The following is a 20,705-nucleotide window of genomic DNA, read 5'->3' as shown; positions in this document are numbered from 1 at the left end:
CGTCCTTAGTGTTGCATATTGCCTAGCTGATATGTCACAAAAAAGACGTGAACGCTTGGGTGGCGTTGATCGCGCGAATAGTATTTGGCAGGTGAATACTTTTACCGTCCGTTCAGCCCGTACCAGCGATGTTGCCAAGATCAGGGATCTTGTGCGGCCCTTGGCGGTAGACCGGATTCTGCTGGATAAGGAGTCGGTGACCTACTACGAGTCAATCCAGGAGTTCGTGATCGCCGAAGACGCAGGCGGGGAGGTAGCCGGCTGCGGCGGCCTGCACGTGATCTGGGAGGATATCGCCGAGATCCGCACCCTCGCCACCGGCGCCCGGTACCGCGGGCAGGGGGTGGGGCATGCGCTCATCGAGGAATTGCTGCGCCGGGCCAAGGCCGTCGGAGTTTCCCGGGTCTTCTGCCTGACCTTCGAGGTGGCCTTCTTCGAACGCCACGGGTTCACCGTCATGGAGGACCAGTCGGCGGTAGACCATGAGGTGTATCAGGAACTCTTGCACTCACGGGATGAAGGCGTCGCGGAATTCCTGGATCTGGCCCGCGTGAAGCCCAATACGCTGGGCAACACTCGAATGATCTTGGCCTTCTAGTCCATCGAGTCGAAGCGCGCGCGGAAGAACAAGTAGATGGCGTAGGCCAGCAATCCGACGCCGATAGCCGCGAGTACCGGTGGCCCGAAGCTTTGCTCGCCGATCGCCTTCAACGCCCCGTCCACCCCGGTGGCCTCGTCGGGGTCCTGCTGGATCGTTGAGCTGATGAACAGCAAGCCGAGGGCCGCGAGCACCAGGGCCTTGGCCACATAACCGATGGTTCCGCTGAGCTTGATGGCGGGGGAGAACTTTGTTCCGCCCGAGGCCGAGAGGTCGGCTAGGAACCTTCGGGTCACACCCTTGTAGGCGTAGTAGCCCGCCATGGCGATCAGCGCCAAGCCCAAGAGGATCAGCGCGATCCGCCCGAGCGGATGGCCCATCAGTTCGGCGCTGAAGCTGCTTGCCGTCTGCCCGGAGTCGCTCCTGCCGCCGAGCGCGTAGCGGCCGAAGGTGGCGCCGACCACGATGAAAACCAGGCCCGTGGCCACATATTTGAGCCGGCCAAAAAGCTTCTCCTGCTCGAAAAAAGCCTGCCCGAGATGCCAGAATCCCAGCAGCGCGGCCCCGGCGGCGCAGACCCACAGCAGCACCTCGCCGAAGGGTTGCGCGGCAAGCGCCTGCAGTGCACCGCTCTGGTCGGCTTCCGCCGAACCGCCGGTTGCCAGGAGGACCGCGAGCAGGCCCAAGACCCCATGCAGCAGGCCGTTCGCGGCGTAGCCCAAGCGCGCGGCACGCTCAAACCAGGGGTGATCGGCCGCCATGCGGGCGGCGTGAACTGCGTCGGCTGAACCTTTCATAGGCACAGCATAAGTTGGCAGGAGGCCGAATGCGAGACACGGCGCGCACCGGGTCAGCTTGGCAGGCGCACCCCGGCTGCATCGTCAATCGCCAGCCCGTCGCGCAGCAGCCCGGCCAACGCGCGTTCACGCTGCTCGAGCGGTGCCTCGAGTTTCCCTAGCGCAACGAACTTTGCGTGCTCCTGGCGCGCGAGGTCGGCGAGGAAAGTCTCGCGCCGCACTGGTTCTTCGTGTTCGCGCAGGACCGCCATGATCGCCCCGCGCACCTGCCGGTCGGTGCCCTTCCAGGCTTGCCCCTTGGGCACATAGTGCGGGGCCGGCTGCCCTGCCTTGATCCACGCGCAGTGCTCGAAAACCGGGCAAGCCTCGCATTGCGGGGAGCGGGCGGTGCAGATCAGCGCGCCGAGTTCCATCACCGAGATGTTCCAGCGGTTCGCGGTTTCGGTGTCTTCGGGCTGCACCTGGCGGGCGCGGGCGAACTCGCTGGCCCGCGGGTTCGGTTCGGGCAAGGCCATCGCGCCGAAGAGCCGGGCGTGCACCCGGCGGATGTTCGTGTCCACCACCACGGTGCGCTGCCCGTAGGCGAAGCAGGCGATCGCCGCGGCGGTGTACTCGCCCACGCCCGGCAGGGCACGCAACCGCTCTTCGGTTTCGGGGACGACGCCGTTGTATTCGGTGGTAATTTCGATGGCCGCCGCATGCAAGCGCATGGCGCGGCGCGGGTAGCCTAGGCGCCCCCACGCTTTGAGCGCCTCGGAGAGCGGTTCGGCGGCAAGGTCTTGGGGCCGCGGCCAGCGGCGCATCCACTCTTCCCAGACGGGCTGCACCCGTACCACGGGGGTTTGCTGCAGCATGAATTCACTGACCATAACGGCCCATCCGGTGACCCCGGGGCGTCGCCAAGGAAGGTCGCGGGCGTTGGCGGAGTACCAGTCATTGATCTGGCGGTGGATTTCTTGCACGTACTCCACTCTAAGCGAGCGGATTCACGGTGCGGAATCGGCCTGCATTACCGCGCTGTGGGCCAGCGATGAACTAGCCTTAAGCTATGAGCAATGCATCGGGGGCAAAATCGGCGGCGAGCGTATATCGCCGTCGGCGCATTGCCGTGGTCGCGATCGCACTGGCTATTGTCGGTTTGCTGGTGTGGGGCACCGTTGCGCTGGCCGGAATCCTCGGTGCCAGCCCGGCAGGAGCTGGCGATCCGCAAGCCGCGCCGACCAACTCGGCAAGCCCCAGCGAATCAGCCGAACCGAGCTCGGACGGAAAATGCACGGTGGAAGAGATCGAAATCACCGCGCAGACGGATGCCGGTTCCTACGCCACCGACAAGCAGCCTGTGCTCATCCTCGGGATCGAGAATACCTCCAAGCGTGAGTGCGAGCTGAACGTGGGCACCACGCAGCAGGAATTTTTGATTACCAGCGGCAACGATCGGATCTTCTCCACGGTCGATTGCCTCACCGACGGCGAAGACGTACAGCTCATGATGAAGCCGGGGCAGAAAGAATCTGCGCGCTTCTCCTGGTCCCGGCAGCGTTCGGCCCCGGGCTGCAAGTCGGTCAACGTGCAGCCCCGACCTGGAACCTACAAGTTCACCGCGGCCTTGGGCGAAAACAACTCGGAGCCCGTCACCTTCCAACTGGACTAAATGTAGCGGTCCAGCAGCGAGGATTCGGCCATGCGGGCCAGCCCCTCGCGGATCGAGCGTGCACGCTGTTCGCCAACCCCTTCGATTTCCATCAAGGACGTGGTCGAAGCGGCCATGAGATGCTGCAGGTTGTCGAAGGCGGCCACCAAGCGCTCGCCGATAGCCTTGGGTACCGTGCGGATTTGCGAGAGCAGCCGGTAGCCCTTCGGGGTGAGCTGGTCATCTTGGCTCACCGTCGCGTGCGGGAACAGGATCTTGGTCAGCGCCTCCAGCTCGATCAACTGCGAATCGGAAATCTCATGCAGCTTTTCAAGCGCCGCATCGATATCCAGCTCCGCGCCCTCGGCGTTGGAGTAATCACGCAGGATCAGTTGGTTGTCGGTCTGGATCCCGGCGAGCAGCTCGGCATGCTGAGCTGCCAGCAAGCGGCCATCCACACCGAGTTCGAGCACGTGGCGGGAGATCTCTTCGCTGGTGCGCCGCAGCATCTCGGTGCGCTGCAACACCGCAAGCACCTCGCGCACCGTGGCAACGTCCTCGATTTCGGCTGCCGACAGGGCGCTGGTCACCTGATCCAGGCGGTGCCGATAGCGTTCCAGGGTGGCCACCGCCTGATTGCCACGAGCCAGCAGCCGCCCGCTGGTTTCCAGCACGTAGCGCTCGCCGGCGGCATAGAGGGTGATGGTGTGCATCGACTGGGACACCGAAATCACCGGGAAACCTGTCTGCATCGCCACCCGCTCGGCCGTACGGTGCCTGGTGCCCGACTCCTGGGTTTCGATCACCGCGTCCGGCATCAGCTGCACGCCGGCTTGCAGCAGCTGCTTGCCGGTTGCGTCAAGAATGATCGCCCCGTCCATTTTCGCCAGTTCGCGGATCCGGGTCGGGGCGTATTCGGTATTGATGCGGAAACCGCCGGAGCAGATGGACTCGACCACCCGGTCGTGGCCGAGGACTATCAGCGCTCCGGTGCGTCCGCGCTGGATGCGTTCGAGACCTTCGGCAAGTTCGGTTCCCGGGGCGATGCGGGCCAGGGTGGAGAGCAATGCGGGGGTGGGGTGCAGTTTCACCGTGCGTCCTTTCAGCGGGCAGCAACCCCCATTTTATCGCGTGGAGTTCTGCCTTTGGGTAAAGGCGACATCCAGGGCCTCGGCGATCGACTCGACCTGGAAGACGCGGATGCCTGCCGGAATGTTTTTCAGCGGCTCGGGGGTGGCCGGAGCCATGGCGAAGGAGAACCCCAAGCGGGCCGCCTCGGTGATGCGGCGGGAGATCTCCGGAACCTGGCGGACCTCACCGGCCAGGCCCACCTCGCCGAAGGCGACGAAGTCCTGCGGGAGCGGGAATTCGTTCATCGAGGAAGCGATCGCCAGGGCGCAGGAGAGATCGGCAGCCGGTTCGGAGATTTTCACTCCGCCGACGGTGGCGATATAGGAATCCATGGAGGACAGATCCATGCGGGCACGCGCTTGGAGGACCGCGAGCACCATCTGCGCACGGGCCGGATCCAGGCCGCTGGTCGCGCGGCGCGGGGCCGGTGCGGTAGAGCGCGAAAGCAGCGTCTGCACCTCGGCGACCAGCGGGCGCCGGCCCTCCAAGGTCACCGTGATGCAGGTGCCGGGCACCGGATTGCGGGTTCGCGTGACGAAGAGTTTCGACGGGTCGGTCAGCGATTGGATGCCATCTTCATTCAAGTCGAAGCAGCCCACCTCGTCGGTGGCGCCGTAGCGGTTTTTCAGCGCGCGCAGGATGCGCAGCCGGGAATGCTTCTCCCCGTCGAATTGACAGACCACGTCCACCAGGTGCTCGAGCAGGCGGGGGCCGGCTACCGAGCCTTCCTTGGTCACATGCCCGACCATGATGGTGGTCATCGCGCGGGTCTTTGCCGCGTTGATGATGGAGGCGGCAACCTCACGCACCTGCGAAACGCCGCCGGCGGAACCATCGATCTCGGCCGAGGAGAAGGTCTGCACCGAGTCCAAAACCAGCAGCTGCGGGTCGATCTCGCGGATCTGCCCGAGGGCCAAGGACAGGTCCGTTTCGGCCGCCAGGTAGAGATTGTCCGCGATGGCGTTGATGCGCTCGGCGCGGGATTTCACCTGCGCCGCGGATTCTTCGCCGGTTAGATAGAGCACGCGAAGCCCGGTCTGGGCGGCCTTCGCCGCGACGTCGAGGAGCAGCGTGGATTTGCCCACTCCGGGCTCGCCGGCGAGCAGGATCGCCGCGGCGGGCACCAAGCCGCCGCCAAGCACCCGGTCCAGTTCGGAGACGCCGCTGCTGCGGAAAGCCGCCGCGGAACCGTCTATTTCCGAGATGGGCTGGGCAAGGTTCGCGACCTTCGCCGCCGGGGCGGTGCGAGCGGTTACCGCACCGACTTCCTCCACCGAACCCCAGGCCTGGCATTCGCCGCAACGGCCGACCCATTTGATCGTCGTCCAGCCGCATTCGGCGCATTTATAGCTTGCTGAAGACTTGCTGCGTGTCGAGGTCTTGGCCATGTACCAATGCTATCGAGGCCGGCGGACAATTCAGCTCAGGCGGGGCAGCGGCCCGACAGCTTCTTGGTGATCGCGGCCGGCGGCCTGCAGGAGGTCGACGACCAGCGGACGCAGGAGCAGTACCAGCCCTTCGCCTTGGAGCCCCTCGACGCCCAGCTCCCGCGGGTCAAGCTGGGCTGCCACGGCTTCGAGCTGGTGGCGTGCGGCCTTCTCGAATTTTCGCTGCCCCGCCACGGTGGGTTCGCGCACCGAATGGGCCATGGTGTTGACCGCCTCGGACACATCGCGCAGCAGCGGTGCCACATTCTGCGCCCCCTCGGCGGTCAGCGCGCCGTTGCTGAGCACCGAGGCTAGGCGGCGGGCGAAGACGCGGCTATTGCGCGCGGCACGGTCGTAGTGCTCCAGCCGCAAGGCGAGCCGGGCAAGTTCGTGCCGGTGCCTGCGTGCCGTGGGGGACAGGGTGGCGATTTCCTTGGCCACGCGGAAGGCCGACGGTAGCTTTTCGACGTGGCGTTGCGTGGCGCGCGCCTTGATCAGGGCGTGGAAGGCCGAGCGGTGATCGTCGTCCCGCACCGCCCAGGAGCATTCGATCATCGCCTCGGAAAGTTCCTTGAGCAGATCCGACAGGGCGCCGATCGGGGTGCGCCGCGGATCGCTGGGCCATAGCACGATGATCAGCAGCGCCAGCACGGAACCGGTCATGGCGTCGAACGATCTGGCGAAGGGCCCGTCCGCGCTGATCGGCAGCAATACCACCAGGGCGGATTGCATGCCCAGCTGGGTGGAGAAGATCGCTCCCGAATCCAGGTAGCGGGCAACGACCAAGGACAGCGACATGACCGCCGCGGCCTGCCAGATGCCCTGCCCCCACCAGTGCATGAGCCCATCGCCCAGAGCCACGCCGAGCGTGCAGCCCAGGGCCACCTCGGCGGTGCGCCGGGTGGTGGTGGCGGCCCCGAAGCCCAGCGAGATCAGCGCGCTGGTGGCGGCGAAGATGGGATCCGTGTGCCCCCAGATCGCCGAGGCTATCCAGAACGCGCCGATTGCCCCCAGGGTCATGCGCAGGATGCGCGGCAGGGAATTGCGCGCGCGCACCAGCCCGGAACGGTTGCGTTGGGCCAGGAACTTGCTCACGCGTTGCGGAATTCGTGCTTGTGGCATGTGACTAGTGTTCCATGAGCCGCCGTGACGTGGAGCACTGGCAACGAGGTTATTGCGGCAGTGAGCGAGCTCACGGTGCGTTCGAAAGGTTGTTAACCTTTTGTTCACCTTCGCCGGGTCAGCTGGTTACCTCGGGCGTTTAACGTCGTATACGAAGCGTGGCAGATGTCCGCTGCTGGTCCTACTTAGATCATCGACAAATGGGGAGTTATACTCGTGAAGCTCAATCGTTTTGGCAGCGCAGCTGCAGTCCTTTCCGTCGCCGCGCTCGCGCTGACCGCCTGCGGATCCGACAACCCGACCGCAGCCGCTGGCTCCGAAGGTGCAGACAGCTCGGCGGCAGCCGGCGTCACCGGCACGCTGACCGGCATCGGCGCCTCCAGCCAGAACTCGGCCATGGAAGCCTGGATCACCGGCTTCAAGGCCGAGAACGCGGAAGCCAACGTGCAGTACTCGCCGGATGGCTCCGGCGCGGGCCGCGAAGCATTCCTCGCAGGCGGCGCGCAGTTCGCCGGCTCGGATGCCTACCTGAAGGCCGATGAAGCAGACAAGGCCAAGGAAGTTTGCGGTCCCGAGGGCGCATTCAACATCCCTGCCTACGTCTCCCCGATCGCGATTGCCTTCAACCTCGAGGGCGTCGAAGAGATCAACATGGATTCGGCAACCATCGCCAAGGTGTTCAAGAAGGAAATCACCAAGTGGAATGATGAGGCTATCGCCAGCCAGAACCCAGAAGTTGAACTTCCGGACACCGCCATCACCGTGGTCCACCGCAACGACGAATCCGGCACCACCGAGAACTTCGTCGAGTACCTCTCCGCCGCTGCCGGCGATGTCTGGGACTACGACGTTTCCGGTGACTGGCCAAGCGACATCCAGTCGGAGAACGCCAAGGGCACCTCCGGCGTGGTTTCGACCACCACCTCCACCGATGGTGCCATCACCTACGCCGATTTCTCCGCGGTAGGCAACCTGTCCACCGTAAACGTGAAGGTCGGCGAGGAATACACCAAGATCTCGGCCGAGGCGGCAGCCAAGGCGCTGGAGACCGCGACCCCAGTCGAAGGCGCAGCCGAGATCGATCTGGCGCTGGACCTGGAACGCGACACCACCGAAGCCGGCACCTACCCAATCGTGCTGCTTTCGTACCACATCTTCTGCACCACCTACGAAGATCAGGCTACAGTTGACCTGGTAAAGGCCTTTGGCAACTACGTGATCTCGGAAGACGGCCAGAAGACCGCTCAGGACTCGGCGGGCAACGCACCAATCTCGGCGGCAATCGCCGAGAAGGCCGCGAAGTCGTTGGACGCAATCACCGTCGCCAAGTAGTAACAACGCAGCACCGCGTGGGCGGATCGAAGTGATTCGCCCACGCAACCCCCTCCACCCCACGACCTCGCAGTCGTAACCCCCTCCCTTGTAAAGGCTCCTGCCATGACTACCAATGCTTTGAAAAGCAAGTCATCGACCTCGGGTCAAGCGGGCGACAAGATCTTCTCCGGAACGGCATTAGCCGCCGGGGTGCTGATCCTAGTCACGCTGTTCGCCGTTGCGATCTTCTTGCTCATTCAGGCCCTGCCGACGTTTGTCGCCGATCCGGCCGACATTTCCGGCGGGGAAGGCTTCTTCGCCTACATCTGGCCGATTGTTATCGGCACCGTGATCGCCTCGGCGATCGCAATTCTCATCGCCACTCCCGTCGGTATCGGAGTGGCCCTGTTCATCTCGCACTTCGCCCCGCGTAAGGTCGCCGGCCCGCTGGGCTACGTCATCGACCTGCTGGCCGCGATCCCTTCGGTGATCTACGGCGCCTGGGGTTATATGGTGCTCGCCCCGGCACTTGTTCCGGCCTTCGAATGGCTGGCAGCGAATCTGGGCTTCATCCCGATTTTCGCCGGACCTGCCTCGCAGACCGGTAAGACCATGCTCACCGCAGGCATCGTGCTGGCGGTCATGGTATTGCCGATCATCACCTCGCTGAGCCGCGAAATCTTCTTGCAGACCCCGAAGCTCCACGAGGAGGCGGCCCTGGCTTTGGGCGCCACCCGCTGGGAAATGATCACCACCGCGGTGATCCCCTTCGCCCGTCCGGGAATCATCTCCGCGGTCATGCTGGGCCTGGGGCGCGCGCTGGGTGAAACCATGGCGGTAGCCCTGGTGCTCTCCACCGGCAACCTGATCCCATCGCTGATCAAGACCGGCAACCAGACGATCGCGGCAGAAATCGCGTTGAACTTCCCCGAGGCTTTCGGGTTGCGTCTGGCCGAGTTGATCGCCGCCGGCCTGGTCCTGTTCATGATCACCCTGATCGTGAACATGATCGCCCGTGGCATCATCGCCCGGCACAAGGAATTCTCGGGAGCTAACTGATGAGTGTCATGACTGCCAACACCCAAGCGGCCCAGCCGACCCCGCCGAGCCGCAAGCGCAATTCGCTTTCCAAGGGAAAGCTGCCCCGCTGGGCGGTGCCCGCCACCGCGGCCGGCGCGATCATTGTCGGCGCCGCGTTCTCCACGCTGACCGGCTTCAGCGTGGCAACCTTCGCGATCTACTCGGCGGTGCTCTTCGTGATCGCCGGTACCGTGCTCACCTCGGTGGTCGAGGGCAGGCGCCAGGGCCGCAACGCCATGTGGACCTACCTGATCTACGGGGCCTTCCTGCTGGCGCTGATCCCGCTGGCCTCGGTGCTCTACACGGTTCTGGAAAAGGGATTGCCGGGGATGAACTCGCACTTCCTGTTCAGCTCCATGAACGGGGTCACCGGTGCGGTGGACAACCAGAGCGTAGCGGACGGCGCACCGGTCATCGGCGGCGCCTACCACGCACTGCTGGGCACGCTGATGATCACCTTGTGGGCTACCTTGATCTCGGTGCCGGTGGGCATGCTCACCGCGGTATACCTCGTCGAATACGGGAAGAACGGAGTGCTGGCCAAGGCCATTACCTTCTTCGTTGACGTGATGACCGGCATTCCGTCCATCGTGGCCGGCCTGTTCGCCGCCGCGTTCTTCGGACTGCTCCTGGGCCCCAACGCCCGCATGGGCATCGTCGCGGCGGTAGCGCTCAGCGTGCTGATGATCCCCACGGTGGTACGCTCCACCGAGGAAATGCTTAAGATCGTTCCGAACGAGTTGCGCGAGGCGTCCTACGCGCTGGGTGTGCGCCGCTGGCGCACCATCTTGAAGGTAGTCATCCCGACCGCGATCTCCGGTATCGCCTCCGGCGTCACCCTGGCTATTGCCCGCGTGATTGGCGAGACCGCACCGATCCTGGTGACCGCAGGCATTGCCAGCAGCATCAATACGAACGTCTTCGCAAACTGGATGTCCACGCTGCCGACCTTCATCTACTACCAGATCCTGACTCCGACCAGCCCGACGAATATCGACCCTTCGGTGCAGCGCGCCTGGGCCGCTGCCCTGCTGCTGATCCTGATGGTGATGGCGCTGAACCTCGGTGCCCGATTGATCGCCTCGCTGTTCGCCCCGAAGAAGGGCCGTTGAGCCGCTAGGCTCCGGCACTCACCCCACTAGATTTTCAAGGAATACATCATGGCAAAACGTATCGACGTCAAAGATCTGAACGTCTACTACTCCAAGTTCCTCGCTGTTGAAGATATCTCGATCAACATCGAGCCAAAGTCCGTCACCGCGTTCATCGGCCCTTCGGGCTGCGGCAAGTCGACCTTCCTGCGCACGCTGAACCGCATGCATGAAGTCATCCCCGGCGGCCGCGTCGAGGGCGAGGTGCTGCTCGACGGCGACGACCTCTACGGCCCAGGCGTTGACCCGGTGACCGTGCGCAGCCAGATCGGCATGGTCTTCCAGCGTCCGAATCCGTTCCCCACCATGTCCATCAAGGACAATGTGCTGGCCGGAGTGAAGCTGAACGGCAAGAAGATCTCCCGCTCGGATGCGGACTCGCTGGTGGAGAAGTCCTTGCGCGGCGCGAACCTGTGGAACGAAGTCAAGGATCGTTTGGACAAGCCAGGCTCCGGGCTCTCCGGTGGCCAGCAGCAGCGACTGTGCATCGCGCGCACCATCGCGGTGAAGCCCGACGTGATCTTGATGGATGAGCCTTGCTCGGCGCTGGACCCGATCTCCACGCTGGCCATCGAGGACCTGATCAACGAGCTGAAGAGCGAATTCACCGTGGTGATCGTGACCCACAATATGCAGCAGGCCGCGCGCGTTTCGGATCGGACCGCGTTCTTCAACATCGCGGGCACCGGCAAGCCGGGCAAGCTCATCGAGTACAACGAAACCGCTGCCATCTTCTCCAACCCGGAGCAGAAGGCCACCGAGGATTACGTCTCCGGACGCTTCGGCTAAAGATTTCGTCTCCTGCCCCTATTGCGACGGGGCGGCAGACGGACCGGAAGGGGGGTCTTCCGGGGATCCTGGAGGGGATCACCGCCAGCGGCGCCATGCGAAAGCAAGGCGCCGCTGGTTTTTAAGCAATGATGTAAAGGTCGCTTGACTGTAAAGTAAGCTTGTCTGTAAAGTGAGATTTACGTGCTAAGGGATTGAACCAGGAGTTGAGATGAACACAAAAACCGTGGCCCAGTCCAAGTGGGGGCGATCGCGCTTCGGCGGCGGCTCGGCGGCGCTGATCATCACCAGCCTGCTGGTGGGGCTCGTGCTCTCCGCCGGCGGGGGACTGCTCTTCGCCAGGCTGAACTTCCCGGAAAATTTCGTAATGGCGGCCCTGGTCATGATGGCCGGCCTGCTGCCGGTACTTTCGGTAGCCTGCTGGGCGCTGCTGCTGGACCGAGATACCTTGCGCGGGGCCACTAAAAATCCCGAGATATCGGTGGAATCCCAGTGGTACGACAAGGCTGCAATCGGGGTCTTCCAAGACCTTCTGCTCGTCTGCGGCCTGGGTGGCGCGGTGTTTTCCTTCCTGCAGTTCCAGGCGTCGATCGGACTGGTGCTAGCCGGCGTCGTGATGGTGGCCATGGTTGACTTCGCGGTGCGCTACTGGCTGATCAAGCGAGCTGAAGGGTAGTGGAAAACACCTTGCTCGCACGCCGCTTGGAGCGTGGTTTCTCCCAGCAGGCGCTCGCCGACGAGCTCGGAGTCTCCAGGCAAACGATCATTTCGCTGGAGAAGGGCCGCTATGACCCCTCTCTGCCGCTGGCGTTTAAACTCGCCGAAGTTTTCGACTGCCGGATCGAAGACCTCTTCCGGCCGGAAGCCAAGTAATAAATGAAGTCACGATGGTGCGCCGGAAGCAGATTTTAGGTTACGTTTGTATGTGACTCAGGGCACTTGCAAGAAAAGAGATACCGCAATGGGACGCAAGATCCTGCGACGGCGCATTATCCGCGCCACGCTGGGCGGTAGCAGCTTCGTCCGCGAGGAAAAGCTTGCCGGTGAAGAGCCATTGGAGATCCGCTTCGGATCCACCGCATTCACCACTTCGATGCGCACGCCAGGGGACGACTTCGACTTGGTCGCCGGCTTCCTGCACGCCGAGGGAATTATTGCGCGCTCCGAGCAGCTGACCGCCATGCGCTACTGCATGGGCACCGATGATGAGGGCAACCAAACCTATAACGTCATCGAGGCCCAATTGGGTTTCGGCGCCCAGCCGCCTGACCCGTCCGCGGCCCGCAACGTGGTGACCAGCTCGGCCTGCGGCATCTGCGGAACCAACTCCATCGACGAGGTCCGCAAGAAATCCAGCTATGAGCTCGATCCCGAAGCCGGGCGGCTGGAGCTCGCGGTGCTGTTGGCAATGCCGGACACCCTGCGCGACTCCCAGAAGCTCTTCAGCTCCACCGGCGGGGTCCACGCCGCGGGGCTTTTCAGCACCACCGGTGAGCTGCTCATCCTGCGCGAAGACGTGGGGCGGCACAACGCGGTGGACAAGGTCATCGGCGCGGCGCTGCGTGATAACCGCCTGCCGCTGAGCCATACAATTCTGCAGGTTTCCGGACGCGCGTCATTCGAATTGGTCCAGAAAGCCGCCATGGCGGGAATCCCGGTGCTCAGCGCCGTCAGCGCACCTTCTTCGCTAGCCGTAGAGCTGGCAGATGAATGTGGCGTAACGCTGGCCGGATTCTCCCGTGGGAACAGCATCAACTTATACACTCATGCCCAACGCATTTTAGGCACTCAGTAGCTCAGTGGAGGAATACCATGCATCTCCCAGCCCCCAAAGATGACATCAATGAAGATGATCTCAAGGTCGGTGACCCCAAGCGCAGCGCCGCCGGCCTCAAGGCCGTCGCCGTTTCCTTGCAACGCGGCTTCGCCGAAGCAGGGGTAAGCCGCACCCTGCTTTCCATGGCGCGCATCAACCAGCGCGGTGGATTCGACTGCCCGGGCTGCGCTTGGCCCGAATCGATTACCGGGGCACGCAAGCCGGCAGAATTCTGCGAGAACGGTGCCAAGGCCATCGCCGAGGAGGCCAGCGCCCGCACCGTCACCCCGGAGTGGTGGGAGCAGCACCCGATCAGCGTATTGCGCGAAAAAACAGAATACTGGCTTGGCTCGCAGGGGCGCATCAGCGCACCGATGATCATCCGTGCCGGAGATACCCACTACAAGCCGATTAGCTGGGCCGAAGCCTTCAGCACCATCGGTGAGCACGTCAACGCCAGCACCCCGGAGAAATGCGTCTTCTACACCTCGGGGCGCACGGCAAACGAGACGGCGTTCATGTACCAGCTGCTCGCCCGTTCGCTGGGCACCAACAACCTGCCCGACTGCTCGAACATGTGCCATGAGTCCTCGGGCTCGGCCATGAATCCGACCATCGGCATCGGCAAGGGCACCGTCTCGCTGGAAGACTTCGACCACGCCGAACTGATCTTCGTGGTCGGCCAGAACCCGGGAACCAACCACCCGCGGATGCTCTCGGCGCTCGCCGACGCACGCAAGCGCGGTGCCAAGATCGTTGCGGTGAATCCGCTGCCCGAGGCCGGATTCTTTGGATTCAAAGACCCGCAGACCGTGGGCGGCATGCTCGGCAAGCCGAGCGAAATCAGCACGCACTTCCTGCAGATCAAGGTCGGTGGAGACCTGGCGCTCTTCCAGGCCTTCGGGCATCTCTTGCTTGCCGAGGAGGAGAAGAATCCGGGATCCGTGGTGGACCAGAAGTTCGTCGCCGAAGTGACCGACGGGTTCGAAGCCTACAAGAGCGCCCGCGCAGAACTGGATTGGGAAGCCACCGAAGAGGCCACCGGCCTGACCCGTGCGCAGATCACCGAGATCGCCGAACTGCTCATTGCTTCCAAGGCCTCCATCTTCTGCTGGGCGCTGGGCTTGACCCAGCAGCCGCACTCGGTGCCGACGCTGAAGGAAATCATCAACCTGCTGCTGCTGCAAGGCAACTTCGGCAAGCCGGGCGCCGGAGCATGCCCGGTACGCGGCCACTCGAATGTGCAGGGCGACCGCACCATGGGGATCTGGGAGAAGCCCACAGAAGAGCTCCTGGAGGCGCTGGATGCCGAATTCGGCATCGACTCCCCACGCGCCCATGGCTACGACTCCACGGAGGCGTTGGACGCCTTTGAGCAGGACGAGGTGGACGTGTTCGTCTCCATGGGCGGCAACTTCGCCCTGGCGAACTCGGAAACCGAGTTGCTCGAAGCGGGCATGCAGCGTGCCAAGCTCACGGTGCACATCTCCACCAAGCCAAACCGATCCCACGTGGTGCACGGGCAGACCTCGCTGATCCTGCCGACGCTGGGGCGCACGGACAAGGACGATAAGCACCCAAAGGGTGCGCAGTTCCTCTCCGTGGAGGACTCGATGTCGGTGATCCATTCGACCCAGGGCCGGCTCACCCCGGTCTCCGAGCACCTGCTGTCCGAACCGGTGATCGTGGCTCGCATGGCCCAAGCCATCCTGGGAGATGACCACGTCGTGAACTGGCGGGCCATGGCCGAGGACTATGACGTGATCCGTGATCATATCGCTCGGGTGCTGCCCGGGTTCGAGGACTTCAACCGACGGGTGCGCGAACGTAACGGGTTCGTGCTGCCCAACGCGCCACGCGATTCGCGCTCCTTCGCCACCGACATCGGCAAGGGGCGGTTCACGGTCTCGCCTTTCGAGGCGCTCAAGGCGCCGGAAGGCCACCTGATCTTGCAGACCATGCGCAGCCATGATCAGTACAACACCACGTTCTACGGACTGGATGACCGGTACCGTGGCATCAAGGACGGGCGTCGTGTAATCCTCATTCACCCGGAGGACCTGACCGAGATGGGGTTCAAGGACCGCGAATTGGTCGATGTGATCTCAACCTTCGCCGGCACCGAACGCCGGGCGAACAGGTTCCGTCTGGTGTCCTACCCGACGGCAAAGGGGTGTGCCGCAGCATACTTCCCGGAGGCCAACGCGTTGGTGCACCGCGGACTAGTCGCCCGCGAGTCCAACACTCCTGGCTTCAAGGCGATGAGCGTACGCTTCGTGCCGCATACCGAGCAGCCCGGCCCGACCTTGGATAGCTAGCCCACCGGGTCCATGGCAAGGGCCAGGATCGCCCCGGCAAGTATGCAGATTGCCGGGGTGGCGATCCAGTGCCCGTAGACCTTCACGACCCGGTACCAGACGACCGACTCGAAGGCCTGGTTCGCGCCGGCGCCGACAATCGAGCTGGTGACCGCCTGGGTGGTGGACAGCGGCAGGTGCAGCAGCATCGAGCCGACGTAGAGCATGGTTGCGGCAACGCCTTGGGCGACCATGCCACGCAGCGGATCAAAATTCACCAGCCGGCGCGAGAGCGTATAGGTGATCCGCCAGCCGCCGAGGAGCACCCCGAAAGACAGCGCCGAAGCGGCGATCAGCTGAATGGCCAAGGCCACCGGCCCCGGATCCATATGTCCGCCGGTGATGAGCACCAGGGTGATCGTTGCCGCGGTACGCTGGCCGTCCTGCAGTCCGAGGCCCAGCGCCACGGCGCAGGCCGCGATAGCCTGGCCCGCTCGGGAGCGGGTATTGACGTCTCTGGAAGTATCGTGGCGCATCAGCCAGGTTGCGGGGACCACCAGCAAGAAGGACGCGGCGTACGCGATGAGCGGGGTGACCAGCAGGGGGAGCAGCACGGAGCGGGTGAAAAGTTCCACCGCGCCGCCCAGCGACTCGTTGCCCAGCCAGGAGTTCGCCGCACCGGCACCGACCAACGCGGAGATTAACGCGTGCGTAGAGGAGACCGGTATGCCACGCCACCAGCAAAACAGCAGCCAGGCCCCGGCGGCCAAGAGCGCGGCGATCAACAACTTCATCCCGACGGTGTCTTCGGGCAGCTGCATATTCAGCCGGCTGATCAACACCGTACTGAAGGTGGTGGTCGCCATGGTGCCGATGAAAGCGAACAAGGCGGCGGCACCGACGGCGATGCCCGGGCTCAGCGCGCGGGTGCGTACGGCCGCTGCGACGGCGGTCGAGGAGTCCCTGAATCCGTTGAGCACCGCATAACCCAGAGTTAATACGATGGCGATGGTGGTGAATAAGGGGAGCAAATCCATGGGTTTTCTAGGATTCCTTGACCAGTACGCGGCCGAGGTGATCGGAGAACTGGCGCAGGGTGTTCGCGGCGAGCAGCAAGTGATCGGCTACACGCTGATGCTTGTGAATTGTGGAGGCTTTGGAAAAGTTGGAGATTTCATCAATCCAAACCAGGTGAGTACGTGCCGCACGCTTTGAATACTGCATCATCTGCAGCCAGTTGTCTTCCAGATCATCAAGCTTATTCAAGCTTCGTACGGAATTCGAGGCGAGCTCGGCTAGCTGAGAGATCAGTTCCAGCTGCTCGGCCGCTCGGTCCGAGAGCGGTGTGGAACCCAAGGTATTGATCAGTTCGCCAATGCCGCGGAGCTGCTCCATGGTTTCGTGCAGCAGCCGCGAAAACATGTACATGTCTTCGCGCGGTAGCGGACTGATGTAACTGGTACGCAGGTGGGTGAGCAACGCGTGCAAGAGATCCGAGGCTTGGGCTTCCGCCGTGGCAAGCTCCTTGAGCTGCTCGGAACGCCCATCGGGATTGCCGATCATTTCGGAAACGCTGGCCACCGAATTGCGGATGGTGCTTGCCAAGTCGCTCAGCAATTCAATGCCGCGCGATGCTGAAGGAAAGATTTGGAACTTCACGTTGTTCGGCGCACCATTCGTCTCAGGTCACAGTTTTGGTACTAACGCTGAACAGTTTACGTCGCAAAGGTTAACTTCGAAACGTAAGTGATGCCGGACCGGGAACGCCTCTCGGCGGAAGGCCGCTCGAAGCGGCAGAATATTGGAGCCCGGGGTTACCAGCGGCCCGGCACCGTCTACTAGTTTTCTCGCACTAAGCGCTTGCTGTCAACCATAGAGAGAACCGGGTGCGCATTCTCACGTTAGTTACGCAGTGATTTCTCAATGCCGCTGAGGCACAGCAGGCCACAGCAGAACCAAATAGCCCCGGCCGGTCCCGCCCCGACCGCCACGGTGCTGGCGGCAACGGGCAGGAGCACCTGGCCCAAGCGATTGCCCATCAGGCGTACCGCGAGTGCTGCCCCGCGGTCCTGAGACGGCACGGAGGTGGACACCATGGTCATGGTCACCGGCTGCCCCATGCCGAGGAAGAATCCGCCGATAAGCAATGCCAATCCGGCGAGCCAGAGTGTATCGATGAACAGGGGTGCAATGGCGATGGTTATGCCCGCCGTATACAGGCTGGTGAGCAGCATTGACTTGCGGCTGAAGTGGCGTGAGATCCACGGAAGGAAGAGCCGCGAAACTACCGAGGCGCTACCTCGGATTGCCAGCAAGACACCCACGGCGGCCGGCGTCACGCCATGCTTTTCTGCGACCAAGGGGAGGAACGCGGTGAGGATGTCCAAGATTGACAGCAGCGTCAGCGAGGCGAGCATATGCGAGGGCATGCCTTTGACCCTGAGAATCGAAACCATCGAAGCCTGTGGCTTAGGCGAGGAGCTAGCCGCAACCTTCTTGATTCTCGGTTGCAGATTAGGCAGGAGCAACGGAATGGCAAGCAACGCGCAGGCGCCGCCGATCCACAACGATAAATTAATGTCGGCAATGCGTTCGGGGGAGTCGGCCACCGTGGAAGTGCCGAGGATGATTCCAGCGATCAGCGGTCCAAGGAACTGGCCGGCCGAGTACGCGGCGGTGAACCAGCCGAAGCCCTTATCCAGCTGGTCATCGGGAAAATAGCGGGCGATCGAGGACTGCCCGCCAATGGTGAACATCAAATGCCCCATGCCCAGTATCGCGCTGGCAACTGCCACCATGATGTATCCCTGAGCCGTGGCAATGCCCAATGAGCCCAAGCCCATCAAGCCGGCTCCGGCGAGCATGAGAAAACGAATCTTGGGGATCCGTGAACTGAATCGCCCCAGCCACACCGCGGTGACCATTGGCAACAGGGCGTAGGCTGCGGTGGCGAGCCCAACCGTGACTGGACCGGCATCCAGGGAAATGAGCTTGTACGTGGTGACCGGGCGAACGAGGTTCAGTGTGGTCTGCGAAAGAAGGGCGGTAGCGACGAGGATCAGTAGCCATCGCAGGGTTCCAGAAGCTGCATTATTGGCTTCCGCGCCCACTCTGCCTACCTTTTGTCGATATCAGTATCTCAAATCAATCCTAAGGGCTTATCGCCTGCGATCAGTCCAACGCGCCTAGCCGCCAGAGCCGGGCACAGGCTTCCAAGTCCTCTGCGGTGTTCGCCATCGATTTGGCTCGCGCAGTCAGTTTTGAGCCGCGGGTTTCATGCGCAAGATCTGCTGCATCTGCATGTTCGGTCATTCCCAACGCGAGAACCCGGCAATAGGCGGCGGTGCGTTCCAGCGCGTGGGCGAAGTCCCCATCGAAGGCTCCGGAAAGTATGGAGGTTGCCATGTTTTTAAGTTCTTCCGCCGTCGGCGGTTCGGCAACACCGGCCACCAGGCGTTCCACCTCGGCACGGTGGGATCCTGCACGGAAACGTGCAGACATGGTTTCAGCGTTGTTCATGGTTGCCGCCCGGATGGCATAGAGGCGCCACAAGGCTCCCGGCAGGGACCTTGCAGGGGCTTCGGACCAGAGCTCGGCAAGAACCTCCAGGCCTTCTGTTTCGGCGACTTGAATTAGCCTTTGCGAAACCTCAGGGTCCTCGTTCGCGATACCGCGGCGAATGAAGGCCTGCGCCGATAGATGGGCTGCTTCCGAGATGCGCGCCGGGTCGGCGCCGCCTTCATAGGGGTCGAAATCTATGGGAGCGAAGGGCCGTGGCTTGTGATGTCTGAACCCTGAGACTTGGCCAACTTTGGATCCTGCGCGTGCACCTTTCATGGCTTCGAGACTACTCCTTTTTGGTGGACGGTGCCCCATCGGGCTTGGTGTGAAACGACGCATACGAATAGACCGACTATTCGCGGAAGGCGCAGGAAATTTCTGCGAGAGAGGGTGCTCGCGGCGAGGCGGATTGCCCGCAAGAACTAAGCTGAATTGCATACTTCGCTGGCATTAATGAGAGCCTGCAACTATCTGCAATGGCGCGTTCCAGAACGGCCGCTCAATGGCCATGGACCCCTTGCAACGCGAGGAAAATTGACTCGATTAAGGATGAATCGCTACTTCGGGTATTATGGATTTTGGCTTCGGCCGTGCGCCTTTAGCTCAGTTGGTAGAGCACTGGACTTTTAATCCATTGGTCGCGGGTTCGACCCCCGCAGGGCGCACAACATAGGAATCGGGTCCCACTTGCTAAGGCGAGCGGGACCCGATTCTTTTTCATGATGACGCCAGCCCTGGGTTGGCAGGAGTCTTTACCAGCTCTCTATCTGCGGGAATTCTCGAATGAGGCGGAAGGGATTGTCGTAGAAGGCGATTCCGTGGGCACGCCTTCCGCCGCGCATGGCGGGAAAGATTTCGTAATAGTCATATTCCGAAACGACGAGCACCGTGGGTTGGTCAATCGATGATTCGTCCCAATCATTCGGAATGGTTGGCGTGTAGATCCACACCTCGCTTTCCAAGTCGCTGAGATTATTAGTGACAGATTTCCAGCCTCGCCGGCTGGCGAGGATCTCACCTGGTTCGGCATGAAGGATTCGAGAGAGCGCCTCTTCCGTATCCGGGGCGATCCTCTGCATCTGGCTTAATGCTGCACGGACCTCGTCGTAACCATCAGCTTCACACAGATCATTGACGGCAACGGTGAAGCGATTTTGGCGATGCGTTGCGCGTTCCTTGACTTCACAGCGTTCGCGTTGACGGCGCCGCTCGCGGTGCGTGTGCTGTTGGCGTTTCTTGCTGACGGCCATGGGATGCTCCTGGAAGCTGAGTGGAAAGTTGCCGGTCCGCTTAGCCTAGGAGCAGCTTCAGAAGTCTTGGGTTACTTCAGAAGATCTGTGGATAACTGGGGTCTAGTTGTCATCAGACCCATGGTGCCAAGAATCCGAGGACACGTTCCATGACCAAGGACCGTGCCTTCGGATCGCAGGAACTAAGCGAGCTATCGGTGAAGAGGTGTTGATTTCCCGCATAGGTGTAGAGCTCAGCGATGCCGTTACCGGGACCCGCAACGAAATCTTGTGCCGCACCCAGATCGCCTTCCAATGCGAAGAATGGGTCTGCATCCTTGCCGTGGATCTGGGCCTTCACCGACTCCGGCCATGGCCCGAAACCCCAATCGGCATCCAGATCTACGAAGGATTCCAGGAGAACGGCAGCCAAGGCTCCGGGGCGTTGCTGGGCGTATCGCTGCGCCAATGAGGCTCCCCATGAGGTGCCGACATACACCAATTTTGGAGGTAGCGAATCCAGCAGCGCGGAGACCTGTTGGTTGATCTCTGCTTCACTAATTGAGTTCGCTAATTGCAGCCCGGCCTCCACGGATTCTGGCTGGGCGCCGCCATAGAGATCGAGGGTATGTACCTTGTGGCCAGCAGTTTCCAGTTCTTCGGCCATGGCTCGTACACCAGGGGTGAGGCCTTGGACGTGGTGAAATAAGACGATCTCGGCCATCGGGGCTCCCAGCAGAGACGGGTGATTACCCCACCGAGC

At 62.5% G+C, this 20,705-nt stretch carries 21 protein-coding genes and 1 tRNA gene; 11 read left to right on the top strand and 11 right to left on the bottom strand.

Annotation, left to right across the window (positions count from 1 at the left end):
* Positions 1-91 precede the first annotated feature (91 nt).
* The gene (locus CQ017_RS10530) at positions 92-598 is read left to right on the top strand and encodes an amino-acid N-acetyltransferase (protein ID WP_255248426.1); all 507 of its coding nucleotides are present in this window, start codon (positions 92-94) and stop codon (positions 596-598) included.
* Here the strand turns inward: CQ017_RS10530 and CQ017_RS10525 are convergent.
* Entirely contained in the window at positions 595-1,395 is an 801-nt protein-coding gene (locus CQ017_RS10525; RefSeq protein ID WP_105553653.1) for a DUF1206 domain-containing protein, read from the bottom strand. The two genes, CQ017_RS10530 and CQ017_RS10525, sit on opposite strands and share 4 nt — an antisense overlap.
* Positions 1,396-1,448: 53 nt before the next feature.
* Positions 1,449-2,357, bottom strand: a complete 909-nt coding sequence (locus tag CQ017_RS10520) for an A/G-specific adenine glycosylase (RefSeq protein ID WP_105553652.1) — start codon at positions 2,355-2,357, stop codon at positions 1,449-1,451.
* Between the two features lie 86 nt (positions 2,358-2,443).
* Between CQ017_RS10520 and CQ017_RS10515 the strand changes: the two genes are divergently transcribed.
* Positions 2,444-3,046: a hypothetical protein gene (locus CQ017_RS10515; protein ID WP_105553651.1), complete on the top strand. Its 603-nt coding sequence runs from the start codon at positions 2,444-2,446 to the stop codon at positions 3,044-3,046.
* Here CQ017_RS10515 and disA read toward each other — a convergent pair.
* From disA to CQ017_RS10500, 3 genes are read right to left on the bottom strand one after another with little or no spacing between them, the layout of a single operon-like run.
* A complete protein-coding gene (gene disA, locus CQ017_RS10510) occupies positions 3,043-4,116 on the bottom strand; it encodes a DNA integrity scanning diadenylate cyclase DisA (RefSeq protein WP_105553650.1) in 1,074 nt (357 codons plus the stop codon). The genes CQ017_RS10515 and disA overlap by 4 nt on opposite strands.
* A 33-nt stretch (positions 4,117-4,149) precedes the next feature.
* Positions 4,150-5,544, bottom strand: a complete 1,395-nt coding sequence (gene radA, locus CQ017_RS10505; RefSeq protein WP_096285969.1) for a DNA repair protein RadA — start codon at positions 5,542-5,544, stop codon at positions 4,150-4,152.
* Between the two features lie 30 nt (positions 5,545-5,574).
* Positions 5,575-6,705, bottom strand: coding sequence for an aromatic acid exporter family protein (locus tag CQ017_RS10500; protein WP_096285967.1), 1,131 nt, complete (start codon positions 6,703-6,705; stop codon positions 5,575-5,577).
* 216 nt (positions 6,706-6,921) lie between these two features.
* Here CQ017_RS10500 and pstS point away from each other — a divergent pair, with 216 nt between their 5' ends.
* The 8 genes from pstS (at position 6,922) to CQ017_RS10460 (ending at position 15,173) form a co-directional block, all read left to right on the top strand.
* Positions 6,922-8,037 (top strand): phosphate ABC transporter substrate-binding protein PstS, encoded by a 1,116-nt coding sequence (gene pstS / locus CQ017_RS10495; protein WP_096285965.1) that lies wholly within the window; start codon positions 6,922-6,924, stop codon positions 8,035-8,037.
* Positions 8,038-8,142: 105 nt separating this feature from the next.
* Positions 8,143-9,078 (top strand): phosphate ABC transporter permease subunit PstC, encoded by a 936-nt coding sequence (gene pstC / locus CQ017_RS10490; protein ID WP_096285963.1) that lies wholly within the window; start codon positions 8,143-8,145, stop codon positions 9,076-9,078.
* The gene (gene pstA, locus CQ017_RS10485) at positions 9,078-10,211 is read left to right on the top strand and encodes a phosphate ABC transporter permease PstA (protein ID WP_374954792.1); all 1,134 of its coding nucleotides are present in this window, start codon (positions 9,078-9,080) and stop codon (positions 10,209-10,211) included. The genes pstC and pstA overlap by 1 nt, the downstream gene beginning before the upstream one ends.
* A 48-nt stretch (positions 10,212-10,259) precedes the next feature.
* The gene (pstB, locus tag CQ017_RS10480) at positions 10,260-11,039 is read left to right on the top strand and encodes a phosphate ABC transporter ATP-binding protein PstB (RefSeq protein WP_096285961.1); all 780 of its coding nucleotides are present in this window, start codon (positions 10,260-10,262) and stop codon (positions 11,037-11,039) included.
* A gap of 211 nt (positions 11,040-11,250) precedes the next feature.
* A complete protein-coding gene (locus CQ017_RS10475) occupies positions 11,251-11,715 on the top strand; it encodes a hypothetical protein (protein WP_105553649.1) in 465 nt (154 codons plus the stop codon).
* Entirely contained in the window at positions 11,715-11,912 is a 198-nt protein-coding gene (locus CQ017_RS10470) for a helix-turn-helix transcriptional regulator (protein ID WP_105553648.1), read from the top strand. The genes CQ017_RS10475 and CQ017_RS10470 overlap by 1 nt, the downstream gene beginning before the upstream one ends.
* Positions 11,913-12,000: 88 nt before the next feature.
* Positions 12,001-12,834, top strand: a complete 834-nt coding sequence (gene fdhD, locus CQ017_RS10465) for a formate dehydrogenase accessory sulfurtransferase FdhD (protein WP_105553647.1) — start codon at positions 12,001-12,003, stop codon at positions 12,832-12,834.
* Positions 12,835-12,851: 17 nt separating this feature from the next.
* Positions 12,852-15,173, top strand: coding sequence for an FdhF/YdeP family oxidoreductase (locus tag CQ017_RS10460; protein ID WP_105553646.1), 2,322 nt, complete (start codon positions 12,852-12,854; stop codon positions 15,171-15,173).
* Here the strand turns inward: CQ017_RS10460 and CQ017_RS10455 are convergent.
* The 4 genes from CQ017_RS10455 to CQ017_RS10440 all read right to left on the bottom strand — a co-directional run bounded on the left by CQ017_RS10455 (position 15,170) and on the right by CQ017_RS10440 (position 18,989).
* Complete coding sequence (locus CQ017_RS10455) at positions 15,170-16,189, bottom strand: inorganic phosphate transporter (RefSeq protein ID WP_105553645.1); 1,020 nt, start codon at positions 16,187-16,189, stop codon at positions 15,170-15,172. The genes CQ017_RS10460 and CQ017_RS10455 overlap by 4 nt on opposite strands.
* A 7-nt stretch (positions 16,190-16,196) precedes the next feature.
* Entirely contained in the window at positions 16,197-16,811 is a 615-nt protein-coding gene (locus CQ017_RS10450; RefSeq protein ID WP_105553644.1) for a hypothetical protein, read from the bottom strand.
* A 242-nt stretch (positions 16,812-17,053) separates the two neighbouring features.
* On the bottom strand, positions 17,054-18,262 hold the full coding sequence (locus tag CQ017_RS10445) for an MFS transporter (protein WP_258133586.1): 1,209 nt from the start codon (positions 18,260-18,262) through the stop codon (positions 17,054-17,056).
* A 61-nt stretch (positions 18,263-18,323) separates the two neighbouring features.
* Positions 18,324-18,989 (bottom strand): hypothetical protein, encoded by a 666-nt coding sequence (locus CQ017_RS10440; RefSeq protein WP_105553643.1) that lies wholly within the window; start codon positions 18,987-18,989, stop codon positions 18,324-18,326.
* Between the two features lie 316 nt (positions 18,990-19,305).
* Here CQ017_RS10440 and CQ017_RS10435 point away from each other — a divergent pair.
* Positions 19,306-19,378, top strand: a tRNA-Lys gene (locus tag CQ017_RS10435).
* Positions 19,379-19,465: 87 nt separating this feature from the next.
* On the opposite strand, the gene CQ017_RS10430 is transcribed toward CQ017_RS10435, so the two are convergent.
* Together CQ017_RS10430 and CQ017_RS10425 are read right to left on the bottom strand one after the other, a co-directional pair.
* On the bottom strand, positions 19,466-19,963 hold the full coding sequence (locus tag CQ017_RS10430; RefSeq protein WP_105553642.1) for a hypothetical protein: 498 nt from the start codon (positions 19,961-19,963) through the stop codon (positions 19,466-19,468).
* Between the two features lie 112 nt (positions 19,964-20,075).
* On the bottom strand, positions 20,076-20,666 hold the full coding sequence (locus tag CQ017_RS10425) for a dienelactone hydrolase family protein (RefSeq protein WP_105553641.1): 591 nt from the start codon (positions 20,664-20,666) through the stop codon (positions 20,076-20,078).
* Positions 20,667-20,705: the final 39 nt, after the last annotated feature.

Origin of the sequence: Arthrobacter sp. MYb224, from assembly GCF_002975455.1 — a bacterium.
In the GTDB taxonomy this organism is placed as follows: domain Bacteria; phylum Actinomycetota; class Actinomycetes; order Actinomycetales; family Micrococcaceae; genus Glutamicibacter.
The sequence above is the reverse complement of the archived record's forward strand: the minus strand, read 5'-3'. Positions and strand labels throughout refer to the sequence as shown.